A 19,186-nucleotide genomic window follows, 5' to 3' on the forward strand; every position below is an offset into this window, starting at 1 on the left:
GGCCCGATGAGCTATGCCGGTGACGTCAGCCCCGCCGAGGCGTACGAAGCGGTGACCGCCTCCGACGGTGCCGTCCTCGTGGACGTGCGCACCCGCGCCGAGTGGGCCTACGTCGGTGTGCCGCAGCTCGGTGCGGGGAGGTCGCCGCTGCTCGTCGAGTGGCAGCGCTACCCCGACGGCAGCGTCAACGAGGCGTTCGTCGACCAGCTGCGGGCGGCCGGCGTCACGCAGGGCACGCCGGTCTTCTTCCTCTGCCGATCGGGGGTGCGCTCGGTGGCAGCGGCGGAGGCGGCCACCGCGGCTGGTCTCGGGCCGGCATACAACGTCCTCGAGGGCTTCGAGGGCCCGCACGGCCCCGACGGGCACCGCACGGTCGGTGGCTGGAAGGCCGCGGGCCTGCCCTGGACGCAGGGGTGAGCACGCTCGACGAGCCGGGACGCTCCTTCCGCCCCGAGACCCTCGCCGTGCGAGGAGGGCTGTCCCGCACGGGTTTCGACGAGACCAGCGAGGCGATGTTCCTCACGTCGGGCTTCGTCTACGAGTCCGCCGAGCAGGCCGAGGCCGCGTTCAAGGACGAGGTCGAGAAGTTCATCTACAGCCGCTACGGCAACCCGACCGTCGCCATGTTCGAGGAGCGCCTCCGGCTGCTCGAGGGCGCTGAGGCGTGCTTCGCGACCGCCTCGGGCATGTCCGCCGTCTGGGTCGCCCTCGCGGCACTCGCCGGCCAGGGGGACAGGGTGGTCGCGTCGCGGGCCCTCTTCGGGTCCTGCTTCGTCATCGTCGACGAGATCCTCCCCCGCTTCGGGGTCGAGACGGTTCTCGTCGACGGTCCGGACCTGGCGCAGTGGGAGGAGGCCCTGTCCGTGCCGACCGCGGCCGTGTTCTTCGAGACCCCGAGCAACCCGATGCAGGAGCTCGTCGACATCGAGGCCGTCTCCCGGCTCGCGCACGCCGCCGGCGCCGTGGTGGTCGTCGACAACGTCTTCGGCACCCCCGTGTTCTCGCGTCCCCTCGAGCACGGCGCCGACGTCGTCGTCTACTCGGCCACCAAGCACATCGACGGCCAGGGGCGCGTCCTCGGTGGCGCGGTGCTCGGTCCGGCCGAGTTCATCGACGGCCCCGTCAAGAACCTCATGCGGCACACCGGCCCGTCGATGTCCCCCTTCAACGCCTGGGTGCTCCTCAAGGGGCTCGAGACGATGTCACTGCGCGTGCGACACATGGCCGACAACGCGCTCATCCTGGCTCGTCACCTCCAGGGGCGGGAGGGCGTGGTGAGGGTCGTCTACCCGATGCTCCCGAACCATCCGCAGCACGAGCTCGCGCTGCGCCAGATGAGTGGTGGCGGGACCGTGGTGACCTTCGAGGTCGACGGGGGCAAGGACGTCGCCTTCTTGCTGATGAACGCGCTTCGGCTGGTCGACATCTCCAACAACCTCGGCGATGCCAAGTCGCTCGTCACCCACCCCGCCACGACGACGCACCGCCGGCTCACGCAGGAGGCTCGCGCGGCGGTCGGCATCACCGACGGCACCGTCCGGATCTCCGTAGGGCTGGAGTCGGTCGAGGACCTCGTCGAGGACGTCGAGGCCGCCCTGGCCGGTGCCCGTCAGGCCTGACGTGCCACGGCGTCGAGCACCCAGGGTCGCCCTCGACGCACCGGGGGAGTGAGGGCCACCTCGAAGCCGTCGGCGACGACCGCGGCGAGCTGTTCAGGCGTGCGGGCGCGCCGGCCGTCGACGCAGAGGTGCCGGGCCACCAGCCCTCGGGTGTGCTTGGCCATGTGGCTCGCGCCGGGCACGCGCACCTGGACCCAGCGGTCGGCGACGTCGCCCGCGGGCGTCCACACCGCGGCATACGTCGAGCTCCGGCAGTCCACGACGACCTCGCGGCCGGCAGCGGGTGCGAGCACGTCGCCGAGGACGGGGCGCCAGGCCGCCGCGACCGGTCCGAGGCCGGGCAGGTTCACGTCCATCGACAACCGGTATGCCGTGATCCGGTCCCTGAGCCGCACGGCGCCGTGGAGCGCGGAGACGATGACGACCCACTGGTTCGCCCGTCGACGCGCCGCGGCGTCCATCGACGCGAGGTCGAGCGCGTCGTAGAGGACTCCCGTGTAGACGTCCGCAGCAGGGGTGGCCGGCGCGCTCCCCAGCGTCAGGTTGCGGGCGACCTCGTCGGCCAGACCCGGTGAGACGCCGAGCAGCGTCGTGGCAGAGGGAGAGGCGCTCGCGGTGGCCAGGTGGGCCGCCACCCGCTCACGCGTCCGGCCAAGCTCGGGGAAGGACCACGTGCTCGGGTCCGCGGGCCGCCCACGCCGTCGGTTCGACTTCGACTCCGACGGGGGCAGCACGATGAGCACGCGGACACCCTATGTGTGCGCGCTTGGGTAGGTTGGCGGGCATGCCCCGTCGCGCGATCAGCCTCCCCCTTGTCGACCCCACGACCGCCGACTCCGTGCGGGAGACGCTGCTGGCGCGGTTCGCGGCGATCCGTGCCGAGGTGGAGGCGAGCGAGGTGTTCCCCCCGGAGGTGCAGGCCGAGGCCGAGCGGCTGGCGCAGTCGCCGCCGGAGCCGCCGGAGCGCGACGAGACCGCCGTCCCCTTCATCACCCTCGACCCGCCGACCTCCATGGACCTCGACCAGGCGATGTGCCTCGAGCGCGACGGTGACGGCTACCGCGTCCGCTACGCCATCGCCGACGTGCCCGCCTTCGTGGCTCCCGGCGGGGCGATCGACGCGGAGGCGCGGCGGCGCGGCCAGACGATCTACTGCCCCGATGTCCGCGTCCCGCTGCACCCGCCCGTGCTCAGCGAGGGAGCGGCCAGCCTGCTGCCCGGAGAGGTCCGCCCGGCGTTCGTCTGGGACCTGCGGCTCGACGCCCAGGGCGAGGGGACGAGCGCCGAGGTCTACCGGGCCCTCGTCCGCTCGGTCGAGCGGTTCGACTACGCCGGGGTCCAGGAGCTGGTCGACGCGGGGACCACCGACGAGCGGTGGGTCCTGCTGCGCGAGATCGGGGAGCGTCGGATTCGCCAGGAGCAGCTGCGCGGAGGTGCCAGCCTGCCGATGCCGGAGCAGGAGGTCCACCTCGGCGACGACGGGAACTTCACGCTCGCCCTGCGCCCACCGCGCACCTGCGAGGACTGGAACGCCCAGCTCTCCCTGCTCACGGGGATGGCCGCGGCCGACCTCATGCTGCACGCCGGAGTCGGCATCCTGCGCACCATGCCCGACGCCGACCACCACGCCGTCGCACGCTTTCGGCGACAGGCCAAGGCGCTGGGCGCCCCCTGGCCGGCCGAGCAGGGCTACGGCGACTTCCTGCGCGGGCTCGACCGCGAGAACCCCCGGCACCTCGCGCTGATCCACGCCGCCACGGCCCTGTTCCGCGGAGCCGGGTACACGCCGTTCGACGGAGACGTCCCCGAGCAGGTCGAGCACGCGGCGGTCGCCGAGGCCTACGCCCACGTGACGGCACCGCTGCGCCGCCTCGTCGACCGCTTCGGGCTCGTCGTCTGCGAGGCGATCAGTGCCGACCGCGACGTCCCGGGCTGGGTGCGGGAGGCGTTGCCCTCCGTCCCCGATCTCATGAAGGAGTCCGACCGCCGCGCCGGGGCGGCCGACCGCATGTGCGCCGACGCCGTGGAGGCAGCGGTCCTCCAGCCCCACGTCGGCGAGACCTTCGACGCCGTCGTCGTCGACCGAGACGACCGGGGCCTCGAGGTGCAGCTGCTCGACGTCCCGGTGCTGGCGCGGGCCAAGGGCGAGGCGGACCTCGGCTCCTCGGTCCCCGTCCGGCTCGAGTCGGCCGACGTGGCGACGGGCCAGGTGCGGTTCGTCGTCGCCTGACTTCGCCCGCCCGTATGCTGGAGGCGCGGACGAGTCAGTCCGACGGTCGCGGCGTGGGCAACCACGTCGAGGAAAGTCCGGGCTCCACAGGGCAGGGTGGTGGCCAACAGCCACCCGGGGTGACCCGCGGGACAGTGCCACAGAGAACAGACCGCCCGACTCCGGACTCAGGTCCGGGGCTCGGGTAAGGGTGAAACGGTGGTGTAAGAGACCACCAGCGGCTCCGGTGACGGAGCCGGCTCGGTAAACCCCACCCGGAGCAAGCCCAGACAGTGTGCGTTCGAGGGCGGCCCGCCCGAGCACACGGGTAGGGCGCTGGAGGCCGCTGGCAACAGCGGTCCGAGATGGATGACCGTCAGCGTGACCCGGGCAACCGGCCACGTGACAGAACCCGGCTTATGACTGACTCGTCCGCACCCAGCCGGGTGGCCGGCATACGGTGGAGCATGCGACTGACGCACCTGGGACACGCGTGCCTGCTCGTCGAGACCGGCGACCAGCGCATCCTCCTCGACCCGGGCGGCTTCACGCCCGGCTTCGAGGCGGTGCGCGACCTCACCGCCGTGGTGCTCACCCACCAGCATCCCGACCACCTCGACCGGGAGCGGTTACCCGTCCTCACGGCAGGCAACCCCGGGGCGCGAGTGCTCTCCGACCCGGGCAGCGCCGAGGTCCTCGTCGGCCTCGGCATCGAGGCCGAGGTCCACCGTGGCGAGAGCAGGCTGGGCGCCGTGACGGTCTCGCCCGTCGGCGAGGTGCACGCCCTCATCCACGACGACATCGCCCGCATCCCCAACGTCGGCGTCGTCCTGCGGGCCGGGGGCGAGCCCAGCCTGTTCCACCCCGGCGACAGCCTCGAGGGGGAGCCGGGGGACGTCGACGTCGTCGCCTTCCCGCTCAACGCGCCGTGGCAGCGCAGCCGCGAGATGACCGGCTTCCTGCGGCGGCTGAACCCTCCGGTCGCGGTGCCCATCCACGATGGCCTGCTCAACGCGTCGGGCCGCGAGCTCTACCTCGGCCAGGCGCGGTCGCTCGGAGGAGCCGACACCGAGGTGCGCGACCTCGCCGGTCGAGGAGCGGTGGAGCTCGGCCACTGACCTGTGGGTCAGTGGGAGTCGTGGTACTCCTGCGCGAGGTGCGCTGCGCCGATGATGCCGGCCTTGTTCTCGAGCACCGCCGGCACGATCTTCGTCCGCAGGTCCAGCAGCGGCAGGAACTCCTCGTGGTCCTTGGACACGCCGCCGCCGACGACGATCAGGTCGGGCCACAGCAGGTTCTCGAGGTGGGTGTAGTAGCGCTGGAGGCGCTCGGCCCACTCGGGGTAGCTGAGGCCCTCGACGTCCTTGATCGAGGAGGCCGCACGCTTCTCCGCGTCGAAGCCGTCGAGCTCGAGGTGCCCCAGCTCGGAGTTGGGGATGAGGACGCCGTCGTGGATGAGGGCGGTGCCGATGCCGGTGCCCAGCGTCGTGAGGATGACCAGGCCCTTCTGGCCCTTCGCCGCCCCGTAGTGGAGCTCGGCGACTCCGGCCGCGTCGGCGTCGTTGACGAGGACGATGTCGTGGCCGAGCTTCTTCTCGAGCAGGGTCTCCGCCTCGAAGTCGAGCCACGACTTGTCGATGTTGGCCGCCGAGCGGACCACGCCGCGGGTGACGACACCGGGGATCGTGATGCCGATGGGGGAGTCGCCCCGCACGTCGTCGAAGTGGTCGACGATCTGGTCGATGACGTCGGCGACGGCCTCGGGGGTGGACACCTCCGGGGTGACGATGCGCTTGCGCTTGGCGGCGAACTCACCCTTGGCCAGGTCGACCGGCGCGCCCTTGATCCCGCTCCCGCCGACGTCGATGCCGAGGGGCAGGCCGGTCTTCTTGCTCATGGGGACTCCTTCGTCCGTGGGGTCAGGGGAGGGTGAGGATCTCGTTGCCGGTGTCGGTGATGAGGATCGTGTGCTCGAACTGGGCCGACCGCCGTCGGTCGGCGGTGACGACGGTCCAGTCGTCGTCCCACATCTCCCACGCCTCGGTGCCGAGGTTGAGCATCGGCTCGATGGTGAACGTCATCCCCGGCTCGATGACGGTGTCGTAGGACGGCGCCGCGTCGTAGTGGGGGATGACGAGCCCCGAGTGGAACGAGCGGCCGATCCCGTGACCGGTGAAGTCGCGCACCACGCCGTAGCCGAACCGCCGGGCATAGCTCTCGATGACCCTGCCGATGACGTTGACCTGCCGGCCGGGCACCGCCGCCTTGATGCCGCGCATCATCGCCTCGTGCGTGCGCTCGACGAGCAGGCGCGACTCCTCGTCGACGTTCCCGCAGAGGTAGGTCGCGTCGGTGTCCCCGTGCACCCCGCCGACGTAGGCCGTGATGTCGATGTTGACGATGTCGCCGTCCTCGAGACGCCGGGAGTCCGGTATGCCGTGGCACACGACCTCGTTGACCGACGTGCAGAGCGACTTCGGGAACCCGCGGTAGCCGAGCGTCGAGGGGTAGGCGCCGTGGTCGAGGAGGAACTCGTGGCCGACCCGGTCGATCTCGTCGGTCGTGACCCCGGGGGCGATGACGGCCGCCGCGGCCTCCATCGCCCGGGCGGCGATCCGACCGGCGACCCGCATCAGCTCGATCGTCTCGGCGTCCTTGACCTCCGGGGAGAGGTTCTTGTCCGGTGACGGCCTGTCGACGTACTCGGGACGCTCGATGGTCGCCGTCACGGCGCGTCGCGGGGACACCTCGCCCGGAGCGACACTTCGGTAGGTCATCGGCATACGGTGGAGTCTAGGCAGAGTGCCGTTCGGGAGTCCGAGGAGGACAGCGTGGCGTACTGGTACAACATCGCGACCAAGCAGGTCGAGACCGACGAGAACCGCAGCCGCAACGACGACGTCATGGGGCCCTACGACAGCGAGGAGCAGGCCCGCGCCGCCCTCGACACCGCCCGGGCGAACACCGAGCAGTGGGACGCCGAGGACCGCGCCTGGGAGGGCAAGGACGAGACCGAGGCCTGAGGGCCGGCCGGCTCACTCCTCGAAGCTGTGCTCGGTCGCGGGGAACGCGCCCGAGGCGACCTCGCCGGCATACGCCCGCGCAGCGTTGCCGAGGTCGGTCCTCATGTCGAGGTACTTCTTGACGAAGCGGGGGGCGCGGCCGCCACGCAGGCCGGCCATGTCCTGCCAGACGAGGACCTGGGCGTCGCAGTCGGGCCCGGCCCCGATGCCCACCGTGGGGATGCGCAGCGCCTCCGTGACCCGCTTGGCGGCGGGCGCCGGCACCATCTCCATGACGACGGCGAAGCACCCGGCGTCCTGGAGGGCGATCGCGTCCTCGAGGAGGCGGTCGGCCCCGTCGCCGCGGCCCTGGACCCGGTAGCCGCCGAGCACGTGCTCGCTCTGGGGCGTGAAGCCGATGTGCCCCATGACCGGGATGCCGGCGCGAACGAGCAGCTCGATCTCGGGCACCATGGCCCGCCCGCCCTCGAGCTTGACGGCGTGGGCGAGCCCTTCCTTCATGAACCGGGTGGCGGTGGCGAGGGCCTGCTGCGGGCTCGCCTGGTAGGAGCCGAACGGCAGGTCGGCGACGACCATCGCGTGCCTGGCCGCCGACGTCACGGCCCGGCAGAGCGGCACGAGGTGGTCGACGGTCACCGGCACGGTCGTCTCGAAGCCGTACACGTTGTTGCCAGCGGAGTCCCCGACGAGCAGGCACGGGATGCCGGCCTCGTCGAAGATCTCGGCGGCATACATGTCGTATGCCGTGAGCATCGCCCACTTCTCGCCCGTCTCCTTCATCCTCTGGAGGTGGGGCACCCGGATGCGCTTCTGGGGAGCGGTCTGGGCTCCGGTGCCGTAGGGGTTCGTCGTCTCGGCGGGGGGCCTCGGCTGCTCGCTCATGGGGCGATCCTGTCAGAGGCGCCGTGCGGTGCCCCTCGTGCGTGGAAGGTAAAAGGCAGGTAAAAGAAACCCCACAAACCATTGTGCAATCGGAGTGCACATGTTTCTCTGCATGAGCCGCGCCTGACCCCGGGCGGGCGATCACACTCGGAGGAACCGTGACACAACGACACACTCGCGCCCTGGCCGGACTGGCCGGGGCCGCGCTGGTGGTGAGCCTCGCGCCCATGGGTGCGCAGGCCAAGGACGCCGCGCCCCCGGCTTCGGACCCGAAGGCCTCGAACACGAAGCACGACGACCTGCCCAACCCGCTCGGCGACGCGCAGCGCGCCCTGCGCAAGGAGGCCGTGGAGAAGCTCGTCAAGGGTGAGGCCACGACCGAGATCCGCGGCGGTCAGCGTGTCATCAAGCTCGCGGGTACTCCCGCCGCGGGCAAGGGCACCAAGGCCACGAAGGACCGCTACGTGTCCTACCCGGTGAACCGGGAGGAGTCGGTGTTCACGATCCTGTCCGAGTTCAGCGACATGTCGCACAACGAGATCCCCGAGCCCGACCGCAACTGGGACGGCAGCAGGACGGACGACAACTCGACCTACTGGACCGAGGACTTCGACCAGGCCCACTTCGAGGACATGATGTTCGGCGAGGGCGAGTCCTTCAAGGACTTCTACCTCAAGCAGTCCAACGGCCGCTTCATGACGACCGGCGAGGTCTCGGACTGGGTGCAGGTCAAGGGCGAGGCGCGCACCTACGGCGACAACGACAACGAGGCTGCCGGCTACTGGAGCTACGTGACCGACACGGTCAACGCGTGGTACGACGCCCAGATCGCCAGTGGCATGACGGCGGCCCAGGTCGACACCAAGCTCAAGGAGTTCGACAAGGTCGACCGCTACGACGCCGATGGTGACGGCAACTTCGCCGAGCCCGACGGCTACATCGACCACTTCCAGGCCATCCACGCCGGAGAGGGCGAGGAGGCCGGTGGCGGTGTCCTCGGTGACGACGCCATCTGGTCGCACCGCTGGTACGTCAACTCCGACCAGATCGGCAAGACCGGCCCGAGCGGCAACAAGTCCGGTGGCGCCCGGATCGGCCGGTCCAGCATCTGGGTCGGCGACTACACCACCGAGCCGGAGAACGGTGGCCTCGGGGTGTTCGCGCACGAGTTCGGTCACGACCTCGGCCTGCCCGACTACTACGACACCGCCGGCGGCGACAACGGCACGGGCTTCTGGACCCTCATGTCCGGTGGCTCCTGGCTCAACGACGGTGGCAACTCGATCGGCACCAAGCCCGGCTACATGGGCCCGCTCGAGAAGCTCCAGCTCGGCTGGCTCGACTACAAGGTCGTCCCGTACGGCCAGGACATGACGGTCAACCTCGGTTCCGCCGACCGGCCCGCGAGCCGCTCGGACGTCCAGGCCCTCGCGGTGACGCTGCCGGACAAGACGGTCACCACCTCCTACAACACCCCGCGCTCGGGTGCCATGGAGTGGTGGAGCGGCTCGGCCGACGGCCTGCAGAACACGCTCACCCGCACGGTCGACCTCACCGGCAAGTCGTCGGCGTCGGTCTCGGCGTGGATGCAGTACAACATCGAGGAGGGCTACGACGCCCTCTACGCCGAGGTCAGCACCGACGGCGCCAACTGGACCGAGGTCGGCACCAAGGTCGACGGCCCCGAGGGCAACGAGGCCCTCTCCGGCTGGACGCAGAAGTCCTATGACCTCAGCGCCTACGCCGGGAAGAACGTGCAGTTCCGCTTCCGCTACGCCACCGACGGTGGTCTGCACTACGAGGGCGCGTTCCTCGACGACCTGGCCGTCACGGTCGACGGCTCCACCGTCCTGACCGACGACGTCGAGGCCGGGACCAACGGCTGGACCGCCAAGGGCTTCACCCGCATGGGCGGCTCCACCTCCGAGGTCGTCAGCCACTTCTACCTGGCCGAGAACCGCAACTACAACGGCTACGACTCCACCCTGAAGACGGGCCCGTACAACTTCGGCTGGGCCTCCACCAAGCCGGACTGGGTCGAGCGCTTCCCGTACCAGAACGGCATGCTCGTCTGGTACGTCGACGGTGAGTTCACCGACAACAACACCTCCGCCCACCCCGGTGGCGGCGAGGCCCTCCCGGTCGACGCCCGCCCGGCCCCGGTCGTCCTCGACGGCGGAGTCAAGCTCGGCAACCGCCGCCAGCCGTTCGATGCCACCTTCGGTCTCGAGAAGACCGACGCGGTGACGTTCCACCGCAACGGTGTCCCGACGACGGTCCCGTCCTCGGCCGGCATCCCGGTCTTCGACGACTCGGACGAGAACCGCTACTGGGACGCCAAGAACCCGTGGAGCTCGGTCAAGGTCGCCGGCTCCGGCACGGTGATGAAGGTCAACAAGTCCAGCGCCGACGGCAACCAGCTGCAGGTGCAGGTCTCGTTCAAGTGACGCAGCCCTGAGCTGAGTCAGCCCGCAGGAGGGGGAGGGCCCCGGAGCGAGATGCTCCGGGGCCCTCGCCCTGTCTCCCCCTAGGATGCCGACCATGGATCGTCAGCAGGAGTTCGTGCTCCGCACCATCGAGGAGCGGGACATCCGCTTCGTCCGCCTCTGGTTCACCGACGTGCTGGGTGCGCTCAAGTCGGTGGCGGTCGCCCCTGCCGAGCTCGAGGGCGCCTTCGCCGAGGGCATCGGCTTCGACGGTTCGGTGATCGAGGGCTTCGCGCGCGTCTACGAGGCCGACATGCTGGCCAAGCCCGACCCCGCGACCTTCCAGGTGCTCCCGTGGCGTGGCGAGAGCCCCGGCACCGCCCGGATGTTCTGCGACATCACCCTTCCTGACGGCGCGCCCAGCATGGCCGACCCCCGCCACGTCCTCCAGCGCACGCTGGCCCGGGCGGCCGACCAGGGCTTCACGTTCTACACGCACCCCGAGATCGAGTTCTTCCTCTTCGAGAAGGGCTTCCGGCCGGGTGAGCAGCCGACCCCGATCGACCAGGCCGGCTACTTCGACCACGTGCCGCACGGGTCCGCCCAGGACTTCCGCCGGGCTGCGATCACCATGCTCGAGTCGATGGGGATCAGCGTCGAGTTCAGCCACCACGAGGGTGCACCGGGGCAGAACGAGATCGACCTGCGCTACGCGGACGCCCTGTCGACGGCGGACAACATCATGACCTTCCGCACAGTCATCAAGGAGGTCGCCCTCGAGCAGGGCATCTACGCCTCCTTCATGCCCAAGCCGCTCGCGGAGCACCCGGGCTCCGGGATGCACACGCACATGTCGCTCTTCGACGGTGACAGCAACGCCTTCTACGAGGCGGGTGCGCCCTACTCGCTGTCGAAGACCGGCCGACAGTTCATCGCGGGGCTGCTCCACCACGGCGCCGAGATCACCGCCGTCACCAACCAGTGGGTCAACAGCTACAAGCGGCTCTGGGGCGGCGGCGAGGCCCCCGCCCACCTGACGTGGGGGCACAACAACCGCTCCGCGATGGTGCGGGTGCCGATGTACAAGCCCAACAAGGGGCAGAGCAGCCGCGTCGAGGTCCGCTCCATCGACTCGGCGTGCAACCCCTACCTCGCCTTCTCGGTCCTGCTGGCCGCCGGCCTCAAGGGGATCGAGGAGGGCTACGAGCTCGCGCCCGAGACCGAGGACGACGTGTGGGGCCTGACCGACTCCGAGCGCAAGGCCATGGGCATCAAGCCGCTGCCCGCGTCGCTCAGCGACGCCATCGAGGTGATGGAGGAGAGCGAGCTCGTCGCCGAGACGCTCGGCGAGCACACCTTCGACTTCTTCCTCCGCAACAAGCGGTCCGAGTGGGCCGACTACCGCGGTCAGGTGACCGCGTTCGAGCTCGAGCGGTACCTCCCGCGCCTGTGACCGGCGCACGATGAGCGCCCGCACGCCCTCGGTCCCGGGCGACCTCGCCCGGCTCGGGTTCGCCGAGCCGCAACGCGCCATCGGCCTGCTCGCCGACCCGGTGATCGCACCCCTGGTCAAGGACCGGGTGCGGGTGGAGAGCGACGGGCTCGCCGTCGCGCTCGCGAGGGTCGCGGACCCCGACCAGGCGCTGCTCGCGCTCGTGCGCTTCATGGAGGCCGTCGGCACGCCGGCCCGGGCCCACGTGCACGAGGCCGTGGTCCCGGCGCTGCGCGAGCCCGGACGTGCCCGCGACCGGCTGCTCGCGGTGCTCGGATCCTCCACGGCGCTCGGCGACCACCTCGTCGCGCGGCCGGAGCACTGGACCGCCGTCGTCGAGGCGTTCCAGCTCGAGGTCGAGGAGCGGGTCGAGCTGCTCACCGGCGCCGTCACCGACCCGGCGAACGGGGCGACACCCGAGGACGCCCTGCGCATCGAGTACCGGCGCCAGCTCCTCGGCATCGCCTCGCTCGACGTCTCACGGCCGGAGCCGGCGGCCCGACTGCCCGAGACCGCGGCCGCACTGGCCGACCTCGCGGAGGCTGCCCTCGAGGCCGCGCTCGTCATCGCCCGCAACGCCGCCGGCCCCTCGGCCGACCGGTGCCGTTTCGCCGTCATCGGCATGGGCAAGACCGGGGGCCGGGAGCTCAACTACCTCAGCGACGTCGACGTCATCTTCGTCGCCGAGCCCGCGGAGGGCGCGGACGAGGGCGAGGCCCTGGCGGTCGCCACCGACCTCGCCACGCGTCTCATCCGGATCTGCTCGAGCGCCACCGCCACCGGCTCCCTGTGGCAGGTCGACCCCGCCCTGCGGCCCGAGGGCAAGAACGGGCCGCTCGTGCGCACCCTGGCGTCCCACGTCTCGTACTACGAGCGCTGGGCCAAGACGTGGGAGTTCCAGGCCCTGCTCAAGGCCCGCCCGGTCGCCGGAGACCGCGGCCTGGGACGGGCCTACGTCGAGGCCGTCTCACCCTTCGTCTGGTCCGCCGCCTCGCGTGAGCACTTCGTCGAGGACGTGCAGGCGATGCGGCGCCGCGTCGAGGACAACGTCCCCCACGGCGAGGCCGACCGCCAGCTCAAGCTCGGCCCCGGCGGCCTGCGCGACATCGAGTTCAGCGTCCAGCTCCTCCAGCTCGTGCACGGTCGCTCCGACCGCTCGCTGCGCTCCGGCACGACCCTCACCGCGCTCGCGGCCCTCTCCCAGGGCGGCTACGTGGGCCGGGACGACGCGCAGACCCTCGACACGGCATACCGGCTCCTGCGCACGCTCGAGCACCGCATCCAGCTGCACCGGCTGCGCCGCACCCACCTCATGCCCACGTCCGCGGGGGACCTGCGCTGCCTCGGGCGCGCGCTGGGCCACCAGCGCGACCCCGAGGACGCGGTGGTGGCCCAGTGGCGCACCGCCGCGCGCGAGGTGCGTCGGCTGCACCAGCGGATCTTCTACCGGCCGCTGCTCTCCGCGGTGGCCAGGCTCGGTCCCGACGAGGTGCGGCTCACGCCGGAGGCTGCGCGAGAGCGGCTCGCCGCCCTCGGCTTCCGCGACCCCCGGGGGGCTCTCAACCACCTGCAGGCCCTCACCGACGGGGTGAGCCGGCGCGCGGCCATCCAGCGACAGCTCCTGCCGGTCATGCTCGGGTGGTTCGCCGACGAGGCGGACCCGGACGCCGGACTGCTCGCGTTCCGCCGGATCAGCGAGGAGCTCGGCACGACGCCGTGGTACCTCCGCCTCCTGCGCGACGAGGGGAGCGCCGCCGAGCGCCTCGCGCACACGCTCGGGCGCAGCCGCTACGCCGCCGAGCTCCTCGAGCAGGGGCCGGAGTCGGTGCAGTTCCTCGGTGACCCCGGAGGCCTGCGCCCCCGGGCGCGCGAGGAGGTGCAGAACCGGATGCGGGCGGCGGCCCGTCGCAAGGACTCGGCCGAGCCGGCGGTGCTCGCGGCACGCGCGGTCCGCCGCTCCGAGCTCTTCCGCCTGGCGGTCGCGTCGCTGCTCGGGCACGTCAGCCTCGACGAGCTCGGCCGGGCCCTCGCCGACCTCAGCGGCGCCCTCATCGACGTCACCCTCGAGGTCGTCCTCGCCGGCGTCGAGGAGCAGACCGGAGCCGCGCCGCTCAGCCGTCACCTCGTCGTCGGCATGGGGCGTCTGGGGGGTGGCGAGTCGGCGTTCGGCAGCGACGCCGACGTGCTCTTCGTCCACGACCCCGTCGAGGGTGCGGACTCCCGGGCCGCCCAGGAGCAGGCCCTCGAGGTCGTCAAGGAGCTCATCCGGCTCCTCGGGCTGGCCGCGCCCGACCCACGCCTCGAGGTCGACGCCGGCCTGCGGCCCGAGGGCAAGAACGGCCCGCTCACCCGCTCGCTCGACTCCTACCGCGCCTACTACGAGCGGTGGTCCCTCGTCTGGGAGGCGCAGGCGCTGCTCCGGGCGGCTCCAGTGGCGGGCGACGAGGAGCTCGGCGCCGCCTTCGTCGAGCTGGTCGACCCGGTCCGCTGGCCCGAGGCCGGCCTCGACGCCGGGCAGGTCCGCGAGATCCGGACCCTCAAGGCCCGGATGGAGTCCGAGCGCCTCCCGCGCGGAGCCGACCGCAAGACCCACTTCAAGCTGGGCCACGGCGGGCTCAGCGACGTCGAGTGGTGCATCCAGCTGCTCCAGCTCCAGCACGGCCACGCGCAGGAAGGACTGCGGACGACCTCGACCCTGGGAGCGCTGGCGGCTGCGGAGGCCGCCGGTCTCGTCGGTCGCGACGACGCGGCCGCGCTGGCCGAGGCGTGGCGGCTGGCCTCGACGATGCGCAACGCCGGGATCCTGGCCCGTGGCCGACCCGTGGACTCCGTCCCGTCGGACGTCCGCGACGCCGACGGGATGGCCCGGATCATGGGGCTGCCACCGAAGTCCGGTCAGGAGCTGGCCAACCGCTACCGGCGCGTGGCCCGCCGGGCGCGGCACGCCGCCGAGCACGTCTTCTACGACGCCTGAGCCCCATCGCTCGCCGTCCGGTGCGACCACCTTTCGACCAATAGGTCAGGAAGTGCTCGAGCAGTTCCTGACCTATTGGTCGGAAGATGTCGGCGAGTCGGCGCGACGGCGCGACGGCGCGACGGCGAAGCGCTGGGCGCGGGGGCGGCCATGGAGGGGCGGACGCGGTCACGGGCCGGCATGCGCGCGAAATAGACTGGGCGCATGATCCCCGTCCTCGACCTGCGCGGCCGCACGCCCGGAGTCCGGGAGCTGCGCGCGACCCTGCCGCGAGCCGAGCTCGACGTCGAGGCCGCCGTCGCCACCGTCCGTCCCATCTGTGACGACGTGGCCGCGCGCGGCGCGGAGGCCGTCCTCGACGCCTCCGAGCGGTTCGACGGCGTGCGCCCCACCTCTTTGCGCGTCCCGGCCGACGTCCTCGCCGCAGCGCTCGCCGACCTCGACCCGGACGTCCGGGCCGCCCTCGAGGAGTCCATCCGGCGTGCCCGCGTCGTCCACGAGGAGCAGCGCCGCACGACGACGACCACCACGGTCGCCGACGGTGGCACGGTCACCGAGCGCTGGGTCCCGGTCGACCGGGTCGGCCTCTACGTCCCGGGCGGCGTCGCCGTCTATCCCAGCAGCGTCGTCATGAACGTCGTGCCGGCCCTCATCGCCGGCGTCGGCTCGCTCGCCGTGGCGAGCCCGCCCCAGAAGGACTTCGGCGGCTGGCCCCACCCGACGATCCTCGCGGCCTGCGCGCTGCTCGGGGTCGACGAGGTCTGGGCCATGGGTGGGGCACAGGCGGTCGCCGCGTTCGCCCACGGGCTCGACGACCTCGACCCGGTCAACCTCGTCACCGGCCCCGGCAACGTCTACGTCGCCGCGGCCAAGCGGCTGCTCAAGGGGCTCATCGGCATCGACGCCGAAGCCGGGCCCACCGAGATCGCGATCCTCGCCGACGCCTCCGCCGACCCCGAGCACGTCGCCTCCGACCTCGTCAGCCAGGCCGAGCACGACCCGCTCGCCGCCGCGGTCCTCGTCACCGACAGCCCCGAGCTGGCCGACGCCGTCGCCGCCGCGGTGGAGCGCCGCGCCGCCGCCACCAAGCACGCGGAGCGGGTGACCACCGCGCTCACCGGGCGCCAGTCGGCCGTCGTCCTCGTCGACACGGTGGACGTCGGCCTCGACGTCGTCAACGCCTACGCCGCCGAGCACCTCGAGATCCAGACCCTCGACGCCCCCGCCGTGGCCGCGCGGGTGCGCAACGGGGGAGCGGTCTTCGTCGGTGCCTGGTCGCCGGTGAGCCTGGGTGACTACTGCGCCGGGTCCAACCACGTCCTGCCGACCGGTGGCTGCGCCTCGCACTCGAGCGGCCTGTCCGTGCAGACCTTCCTGCGCGGCATCCACGTCGTCGAGTACTCCGAGGCCGCCCTGCGCGAGGTCGGCGCCCACGTCGTGACCCTGGCCCGCGCGGAGGACCTCCCCGCGCACGGCGAGGCCGTCCTCGCGCGCCTTCCCGAGCTGTCATGACCGACATCCAGCAGCTGCTGCGCGAGGACCTGCGCGGCCGCACGCCGTACGGCGCGCCCCAGCTCGACGTGCCCGTCGCGCTCAACACCAACGAGAACTCGTATGCCGTCCCGCCGGCTGTCGTGGACGACATCGTCGCCGCCGTGGCCGCGGTCGCCCACGGGCTGAACCGCTACCCCGACCGGGAGTTCACGGACCTGCGGGGTGACCTCGCGGCATACCTCACCGGCAGCGGGACCGCCGTGGGCCCGGAGCAGGTCTGGGCCGGCAACGGGTCCAACGAGGTCCTCCTGCACCTGCTGCAGGCCTTCGGCGGGCAGGGGCGCACCGCGCTCGGGTTCACCCCCGCCTACTCGATGCACCCGATCATCGCCGCGACGACCGGCACGACGTGGGTCGACGGGCTGCGCGGTGTCGACCCGGACTCCGGAGGCGGTGGCGGGGCCTTCGACCTCTCGGTGGCGTCGGCGGTGGCCCAGGTGGAGCAGGCCGACCCGCACGTGATCTTCCTGTGCTCGCCCAACAACCCGACGGGCACCGCCCTCACGCTCGACATCGTCGCCGCCGTGCACGATGCCGCCCCGCGGGCCGTCGTCGTGGTCGACGAGGCCTACGCGGAGTTCGCCCGACCCGGCACACCGAGCGCCCTCACCCTCCTCGAGGGCCGGCCCCGTCTCGTCGTCACCCGCACGATGAGCAAGGCCTTCGCCTTCGCGGGCGGTCGTCTGGGCTACCTCGCCGCCGACCCGGACCTCGTCGACGCGCTCCGGCTCGTGCGCATGCCCTACCACCTGTCGACGCCCACCCAGGCGATCGCTCGTGCCGCGCTGCGCCACTCGGACACGATGCTCGCGACGGTCGACGTCGTGAAGGCCCAGCGCGACCGCATCGTCGCGACCCTCACGGGCCTCGGGCTCGACCCCGTCCCGAGCGACGCCAACTTCGTCCTCTTCGGCGGGCTGCGCGACAGCCGCACCACGTGGCAGGCGCTGCTCGACGAGGGGGTTCTCGTCAGGGACGTGGGGATCGCCCACTATCTTCGAGTGACCGCCGGGACACCGGAGGAGACGACCGCGTTCCTCGACGCGGTCGCCGCCCTGGGTCCTGACCACCTGGAAGGACAGTCGTGACCAGCAACCGCACCGCCACGGTGACGCGCACCACCTCGGAGAGCAGCGTCGAGCTGACCCTCGACCTCGACGGCACCGGGGTCGGTGAGGTGAGCACCGGCGTCCGGTTCTACGACCACATGCTGCTGTCGCTCGCCAAGCACTCGCTCGTCGACCTCCGGGTCAAGGCCGTCGGTGACGTCGACGTCGACGCGCACCACACGGTGGAGGACGTCGCGATCGTGCTCGGCGACGCCCTGCGCGAGGCGCTCGGCGACAAGAGCGGCATCGCCCGCTTCGGTGACGCGACCGTGCCCCTCGACGAGGCGCTCGTGCAGGCCGTCGTCGACGTCGCGGGCCGCCCCTACGTCGTGCACACTGGCGAGCCGGCCGGCCAGGAGTACGTCGTCATCGGCGGCAACTACGTCGGTTCGCTCACGCGCCACGTCCTCGAGTCGTTCGCCTTCCACGCCGGGATCGCCCTGCACGTGCGGGTGCTCTCCGGGCGCGACCCGCACCACATCGTCGAGGCCCAGTTCAAGGCCGTCGCCCGCGCCCTGCGCGCGGCGGTGGCGCGCGACCCCCGGGTGGTCGGGGTGCCGAGCGCCAAGGGTGCGCTCTGAGCCGTGGCCAGCACTGACCAGACCCCCGACCTCGGGCACGGGCTCGTCCTCGTCCGGGGCGGCGCCGCCGCGTCGGCGCGCTGGGTGCGACGTGGCCTGGCGGCCGTGCGGGTCGTGCCCCTCGCCGGGTGGACGGGCGTCTGCCTGGCCGAGCAGCGCGCGCACTCGGCGCCGCCCTACGACATCGGGCTGGAGATCCTCGCCGCCCGGCGCGTGCCCGGCCGCCACCGGCCCACCGTGGGCCTGTTCGTCATCGACGGCTGCGCGGTCGTGACCGTCCAGCCCCGTGGGTGGCGCCTCGAGCAGCGGTGGCTCGTGTGGGAGCCGGGCTCCGGGGTCCGGCGCACACCGGACCTCCCGGTGCTGCCCGCCGGGCTCGTCGTCGACGTGGCCGGCGCCCGCTCGAGGACCTCACCGAGCGAGGTCACCGACCACTTCGGCGACACGCGCGGGGAGCCGGTCGACGTCCTCGTCGGGCTGATGCGCCTGCTCGGCCTCCCGGGGGAGGACCTCCTGCGTCAGGGACCGGACGAGTCGCACGAGCGGGTCGACCCGAGTCCCCGCTCCGTCGCGGCCTTCGACGCCCTCGTGGCCGAGGAGGACGCCCACCGGTGGGAGATGGAGCGATGAGCGGGCGTCACGTCGTCGTCCTCGACCACGGCAGCGGCAACGTGCACAGCGCCGTCCGGGCGCTGGAGCGCGTCGGTGCGACCGTCGAGCTCACGGCTGACCGCCAGCGCGCCCTGGACGCGCACGGGCTGCTCCTGCCCGGCGTCGGCAACTTCCACGCCTGCGTGCGGGGAATGCGTGCGGCAGAGGCGCCCCGGATCATCGACGTCCGCCTCGCCGGCGGTCGGCCGGTGCTCGGGGTGTGCGTCGGCATGCAGGCGCTCTTCGAGTCGTCGGCCGAGCCCACCGGCGTGACCGAGGAAGGGCTCGGCGAGTGGCCGGGCACGGTCGAGCGCCTGTCGGCGCCCGTCGTCCCGCACATGGGCTGGACCGAGGTCGACGTACCGGCCGGGTCGACGCTCTTCGCCGGGGTCGAGACGGAGCGCTTCTACTTCGTCCACTCGTATGCCGTCCGCGACTGGACCCTGCCCGAGCCGCAGGGCTCGTTCGCCGTCGTCGCACCCAAGGTCACCCACGCGACCCACGGCGAGCGCTTCGTCGCCGCCGTCGAGAACGGACCCCTCTCGGCGACGCAGTTCCACCCCGAGAAGTCCGGCGAGGCCGGGCTCCACCTCCTCGAGAACTGGGTCCGCTCGCTCTGAGCCGTCTCTGCGACACAGCCCGACCACCCCGCCCCCACCACCCTGA

General features: G+C 72.1%; 17 protein-coding genes and 1 other RNA gene. 14 read left to right on the forward strand and 4 right to left on the reverse strand.

The genetic code is table 11. The annotated features are described in order from the left end of the window. The first annotated feature begins 6 nt into the window (after positions 1–6). Both ACOJV9_RS08160 and ACOJV9_RS08165 read left to right on the forward strand, forming a co-directional pair. On the forward strand, positions 7–417 hold the full coding sequence (locus ACOJV9_RS08160) for a rhodanese-like domain-containing protein (protein WP_420184693.1): 411 nt from the start codon (positions 7–9) through the stop codon (positions 415–417). Further along, a complete protein-coding gene (locus ACOJV9_RS08165) occupies positions 414–1,619 on the forward strand; it encodes an O-succinylhomoserine sulfhydrylase (protein WP_420184694.1) in 1,206 nt (401 codons plus the stop codon). The genes ACOJV9_RS08160 and ACOJV9_RS08165 overlap by 4 nt, the downstream gene beginning before the upstream one ends. Here ACOJV9_RS08165 and ACOJV9_RS08170 read toward each other — a convergent pair. Continuing rightward, the gene (locus ACOJV9_RS08170) at positions 1,610–2,362 is read right to left on the reverse strand and encodes a YaaA family protein (protein WP_420184695.1); all 753 of its coding nucleotides are present in this window, start codon (positions 2,360–2,362) and stop codon (positions 1,610–1,612) included. The two genes, ACOJV9_RS08165 and ACOJV9_RS08170, sit on opposite strands and share 10 nt — an antisense overlap. A 41-nt stretch (positions 2,363–2,403) precedes the next feature. Here ACOJV9_RS08170 and ACOJV9_RS08175 point away from each other — a divergent pair, with 41 nt between their 5' ends. The 3 genes from ACOJV9_RS08175 (at position 2,404) to ACOJV9_RS08185 (ending at position 4,946) form a co-directional block, all read left to right on the forward strand. Beyond that, positions 2,404–3,849, forward strand: a complete 1,446-nt coding sequence (locus tag ACOJV9_RS08175) for an RNB domain-containing ribonuclease (protein ID WP_420184696.1) — start codon at positions 2,404–2,406, stop codon at positions 3,847–3,849. A gap of 30 nt (positions 3,850–3,879) precedes the next feature. Continuing rightward, an RNA gene (gene rnpB, locus ACOJV9_RS08180) (RNase P RNA component class A) lies at positions 3,880–4,263 on the forward strand. A 32-nt stretch (positions 4,264–4,295) separates the two neighbouring features. Next, complete coding sequence (locus ACOJV9_RS08185) at positions 4,296–4,946, forward strand: MBL fold metallo-hydrolase (protein ID WP_420184697.1); 651 nt, start codon at positions 4,296–4,298, stop codon at positions 4,944–4,946. A gap of 8 nt (positions 4,947–4,954) precedes the next feature. Here the strand turns inward: ACOJV9_RS08185 and ppgK are convergent, their stop codons facing one another. Then, a complete protein-coding gene (gene ppgK / locus ACOJV9_RS08190; RefSeq protein WP_420184698.1) occupies positions 4,955–5,725 on the reverse strand; it encodes a polyphosphate--glucose phosphotransferase in 771 nt (256 codons plus the stop codon). 22 nt (positions 5,726–5,747) lie between these two features. Then, positions 5,748–6,611 carry a type I methionyl aminopeptidase gene (gene map, locus ACOJV9_RS08195; protein ID WP_420184699.1) on the reverse strand — a complete coding sequence of 288 codons (864 nt, stop codon included), beginning with the start codon at positions 6,609–6,611 and terminating at the stop codon, positions 5,748–5,750. Positions 6,612–6,659: 48 nt separating this feature from the next. Between map and ACOJV9_RS08200 the strand changes: the two genes are divergently transcribed. After that, positions 6,660–6,851: a methionine aminopeptidase gene (locus ACOJV9_RS08200; RefSeq protein WP_420184700.1), complete on the forward strand. Its 192-nt coding sequence runs from the start codon at positions 6,660–6,662 to the stop codon at positions 6,849–6,851. Positions 6,852–6,863: 12 nt separating this feature from the next. Here ACOJV9_RS08200 and panB read toward each other — a convergent pair whose 3' ends face one another. Beyond that, positions 6,864–7,733 carry a 3-methyl-2-oxobutanoate hydroxymethyltransferase gene (gene panB, locus ACOJV9_RS08205; RefSeq protein ID WP_420184701.1) on the reverse strand — a complete coding sequence of 290 codons (870 nt, stop codon included), beginning with the start codon at positions 7,731–7,733 and terminating at the stop codon, positions 6,864–6,866. 158 nt (positions 7,734–7,891) lie between these two features. On the opposite strand from panB, the gene ACOJV9_RS08210 reads away from it, so the two are divergent. From ACOJV9_RS08210 to hisH, 8 genes are all read left to right on the forward strand, one after another. Further along, the gene (locus ACOJV9_RS08210) at positions 7,892–10,180 is read left to right on the forward strand and encodes an immune inhibitor A domain-containing protein (protein WP_420184702.1); all 2,289 of its coding nucleotides are present in this window, start codon (positions 7,892–7,894) and stop codon (positions 10,178–10,180) included. Between the two features lie 94 nt (positions 10,181–10,274). After that, positions 10,275–11,612: a type I glutamate--ammonia ligase gene (glnA, locus tag ACOJV9_RS08215; RefSeq protein ID WP_420184703.1), complete on the forward strand. Its 1,338-nt coding sequence runs from the start codon at positions 10,275–10,277 to the stop codon at positions 11,610–11,612. 10 nt (positions 11,613–11,622) lie between these two features. Further along, the gene (locus ACOJV9_RS08220; RefSeq protein WP_420184704.1) at positions 11,623–14,625 is read left to right on the forward strand and encodes a bifunctional [glutamine synthetase] adenylyltransferase/[glutamine synthetase]-adenylyl-L-tyrosine phosphorylase; all 3,003 of its coding nucleotides are present in this window, start codon (positions 11,623–11,625) and stop codon (positions 14,623–14,625) included. A 204-nt stretch (positions 14,626–14,829) separates the two neighbouring features. Beyond that, positions 14,830–16,137: a histidinol dehydrogenase gene (gene hisD, locus ACOJV9_RS08225; protein ID WP_420184705.1), complete on the forward strand. Its 1,308-nt coding sequence runs from the start codon at positions 14,830–14,832 to the stop codon at positions 16,135–16,137. Further along, entirely contained in the window at positions 16,134–17,267 is a 1,134-nt protein-coding gene (locus ACOJV9_RS08230) for a histidinol-phosphate transaminase (RefSeq protein WP_420184706.1), read from the forward strand. Before hisD ends, ACOJV9_RS08230 begins: the two co-directional genes overlap by 4 nt. After that, positions 17,264–17,869, forward strand: coding sequence for an imidazoleglycerol-phosphate dehydratase HisB (gene hisB / locus ACOJV9_RS08235; protein WP_420184707.1), 606 nt, complete (start codon positions 17,264–17,266; stop codon positions 17,867–17,869). Before ACOJV9_RS08230 ends, hisB begins: the two co-directional genes overlap by 4 nt. A gap of 3 nt (positions 17,870–17,872) precedes the next feature. Beyond that, positions 17,873–18,499: a hypothetical protein gene (locus ACOJV9_RS08240; protein ID WP_420184708.1), complete on the forward strand. Its 627-nt coding sequence runs from the start codon at positions 17,873–17,875 to the stop codon at positions 18,497–18,499. Further along, a complete protein-coding gene (gene hisH / locus ACOJV9_RS08245) occupies positions 18,496–19,140 on the forward strand; it encodes an imidazole glycerol phosphate synthase subunit HisH (RefSeq protein WP_420184709.1) in 645 nt (214 codons plus the stop codon). The genes ACOJV9_RS08240 and hisH overlap by 4 nt, the downstream gene beginning before the upstream one ends. The last annotated feature ends 46 nt before the right edge of the window (positions 19,141–19,186 follow it).

Source organism: Knoellia terrae, assembly GCF_048606435.1.
Taxonomy (GTDB): Bacteria; Actinomycetota; Actinomycetes; order Actinomycetales; family Dermatophilaceae; genus Knoellia; species Knoellia terrae.

Coding starts and splice junctions, on each gene's coding strand:
- ACOJV9_RS08160 (WP_420184693.1), top strand. CDS start 7: ATGAGCTATGCCGGTGACGTCAGCCCCGCCGAGGCGTACGAAGCGGTG.
- ACOJV9_RS08175 (WP_420184696.1), top strand. CDS start 2,404: ATGCCCCGTCGCGCGATCAGCCTCCCCCTTGTCGACCCCACGACCGCC.
- ACOJV9_RS08185 (WP_420184697.1), top strand. CDS start 4,296: ATGCGACTGACGCACCTGGGACACGCGTGCCTGCTCGTCGAGACCGGC.
- ppgK (WP_420184698.1), bottom strand. CDS start 5,725: ATGAGCAAGAAGACCGGCCTGCCCCTCGGCATCGACGTCGGCGGGAGC.
- map (WP_420184699.1), bottom strand. CDS start 6,611: ATGCCGATGACCTACCGAAGTGTCGCTCCGGGCGAGGTGTCCCCGCGA.
- panB (WP_420184701.1), bottom strand. CDS start 7,733: ATGAGCGAGCAGCCGAGGCCCCCCGCCGAGACGACGAACCCCTACGGC.
- glnA (WP_420184703.1), top strand. CDS start 10,275: ATGGATCGTCAGCAGGAGTTCGTGCTCCGCACCATCGAGGAGCGGGAC.
- ACOJV9_RS08220 (WP_420184704.1), top strand. CDS start 11,623: ATGAGCGCCCGCACGCCCTCGGTCCCGGGCGACCTCGCCCGGCTCGGG.
- hisD (WP_420184705.1), top strand. CDS start 14,830: ATGATCCCCGTCCTCGACCTGCGCGGCCGCACGCCCGGAGTCCGGGAG.
- ACOJV9_RS08230 (WP_420184706.1), top strand. CDS start 16,134: ATGACCGACATCCAGCAGCTGCTGCGCGAGGACCTGCGCGGCCGCACG.
- hisH (WP_420184709.1), top strand. CDS start 18,496: ATGAGCGGGCGTCACGTCGTCGTCCTCGACCACGGCAGCGGCAACGTG.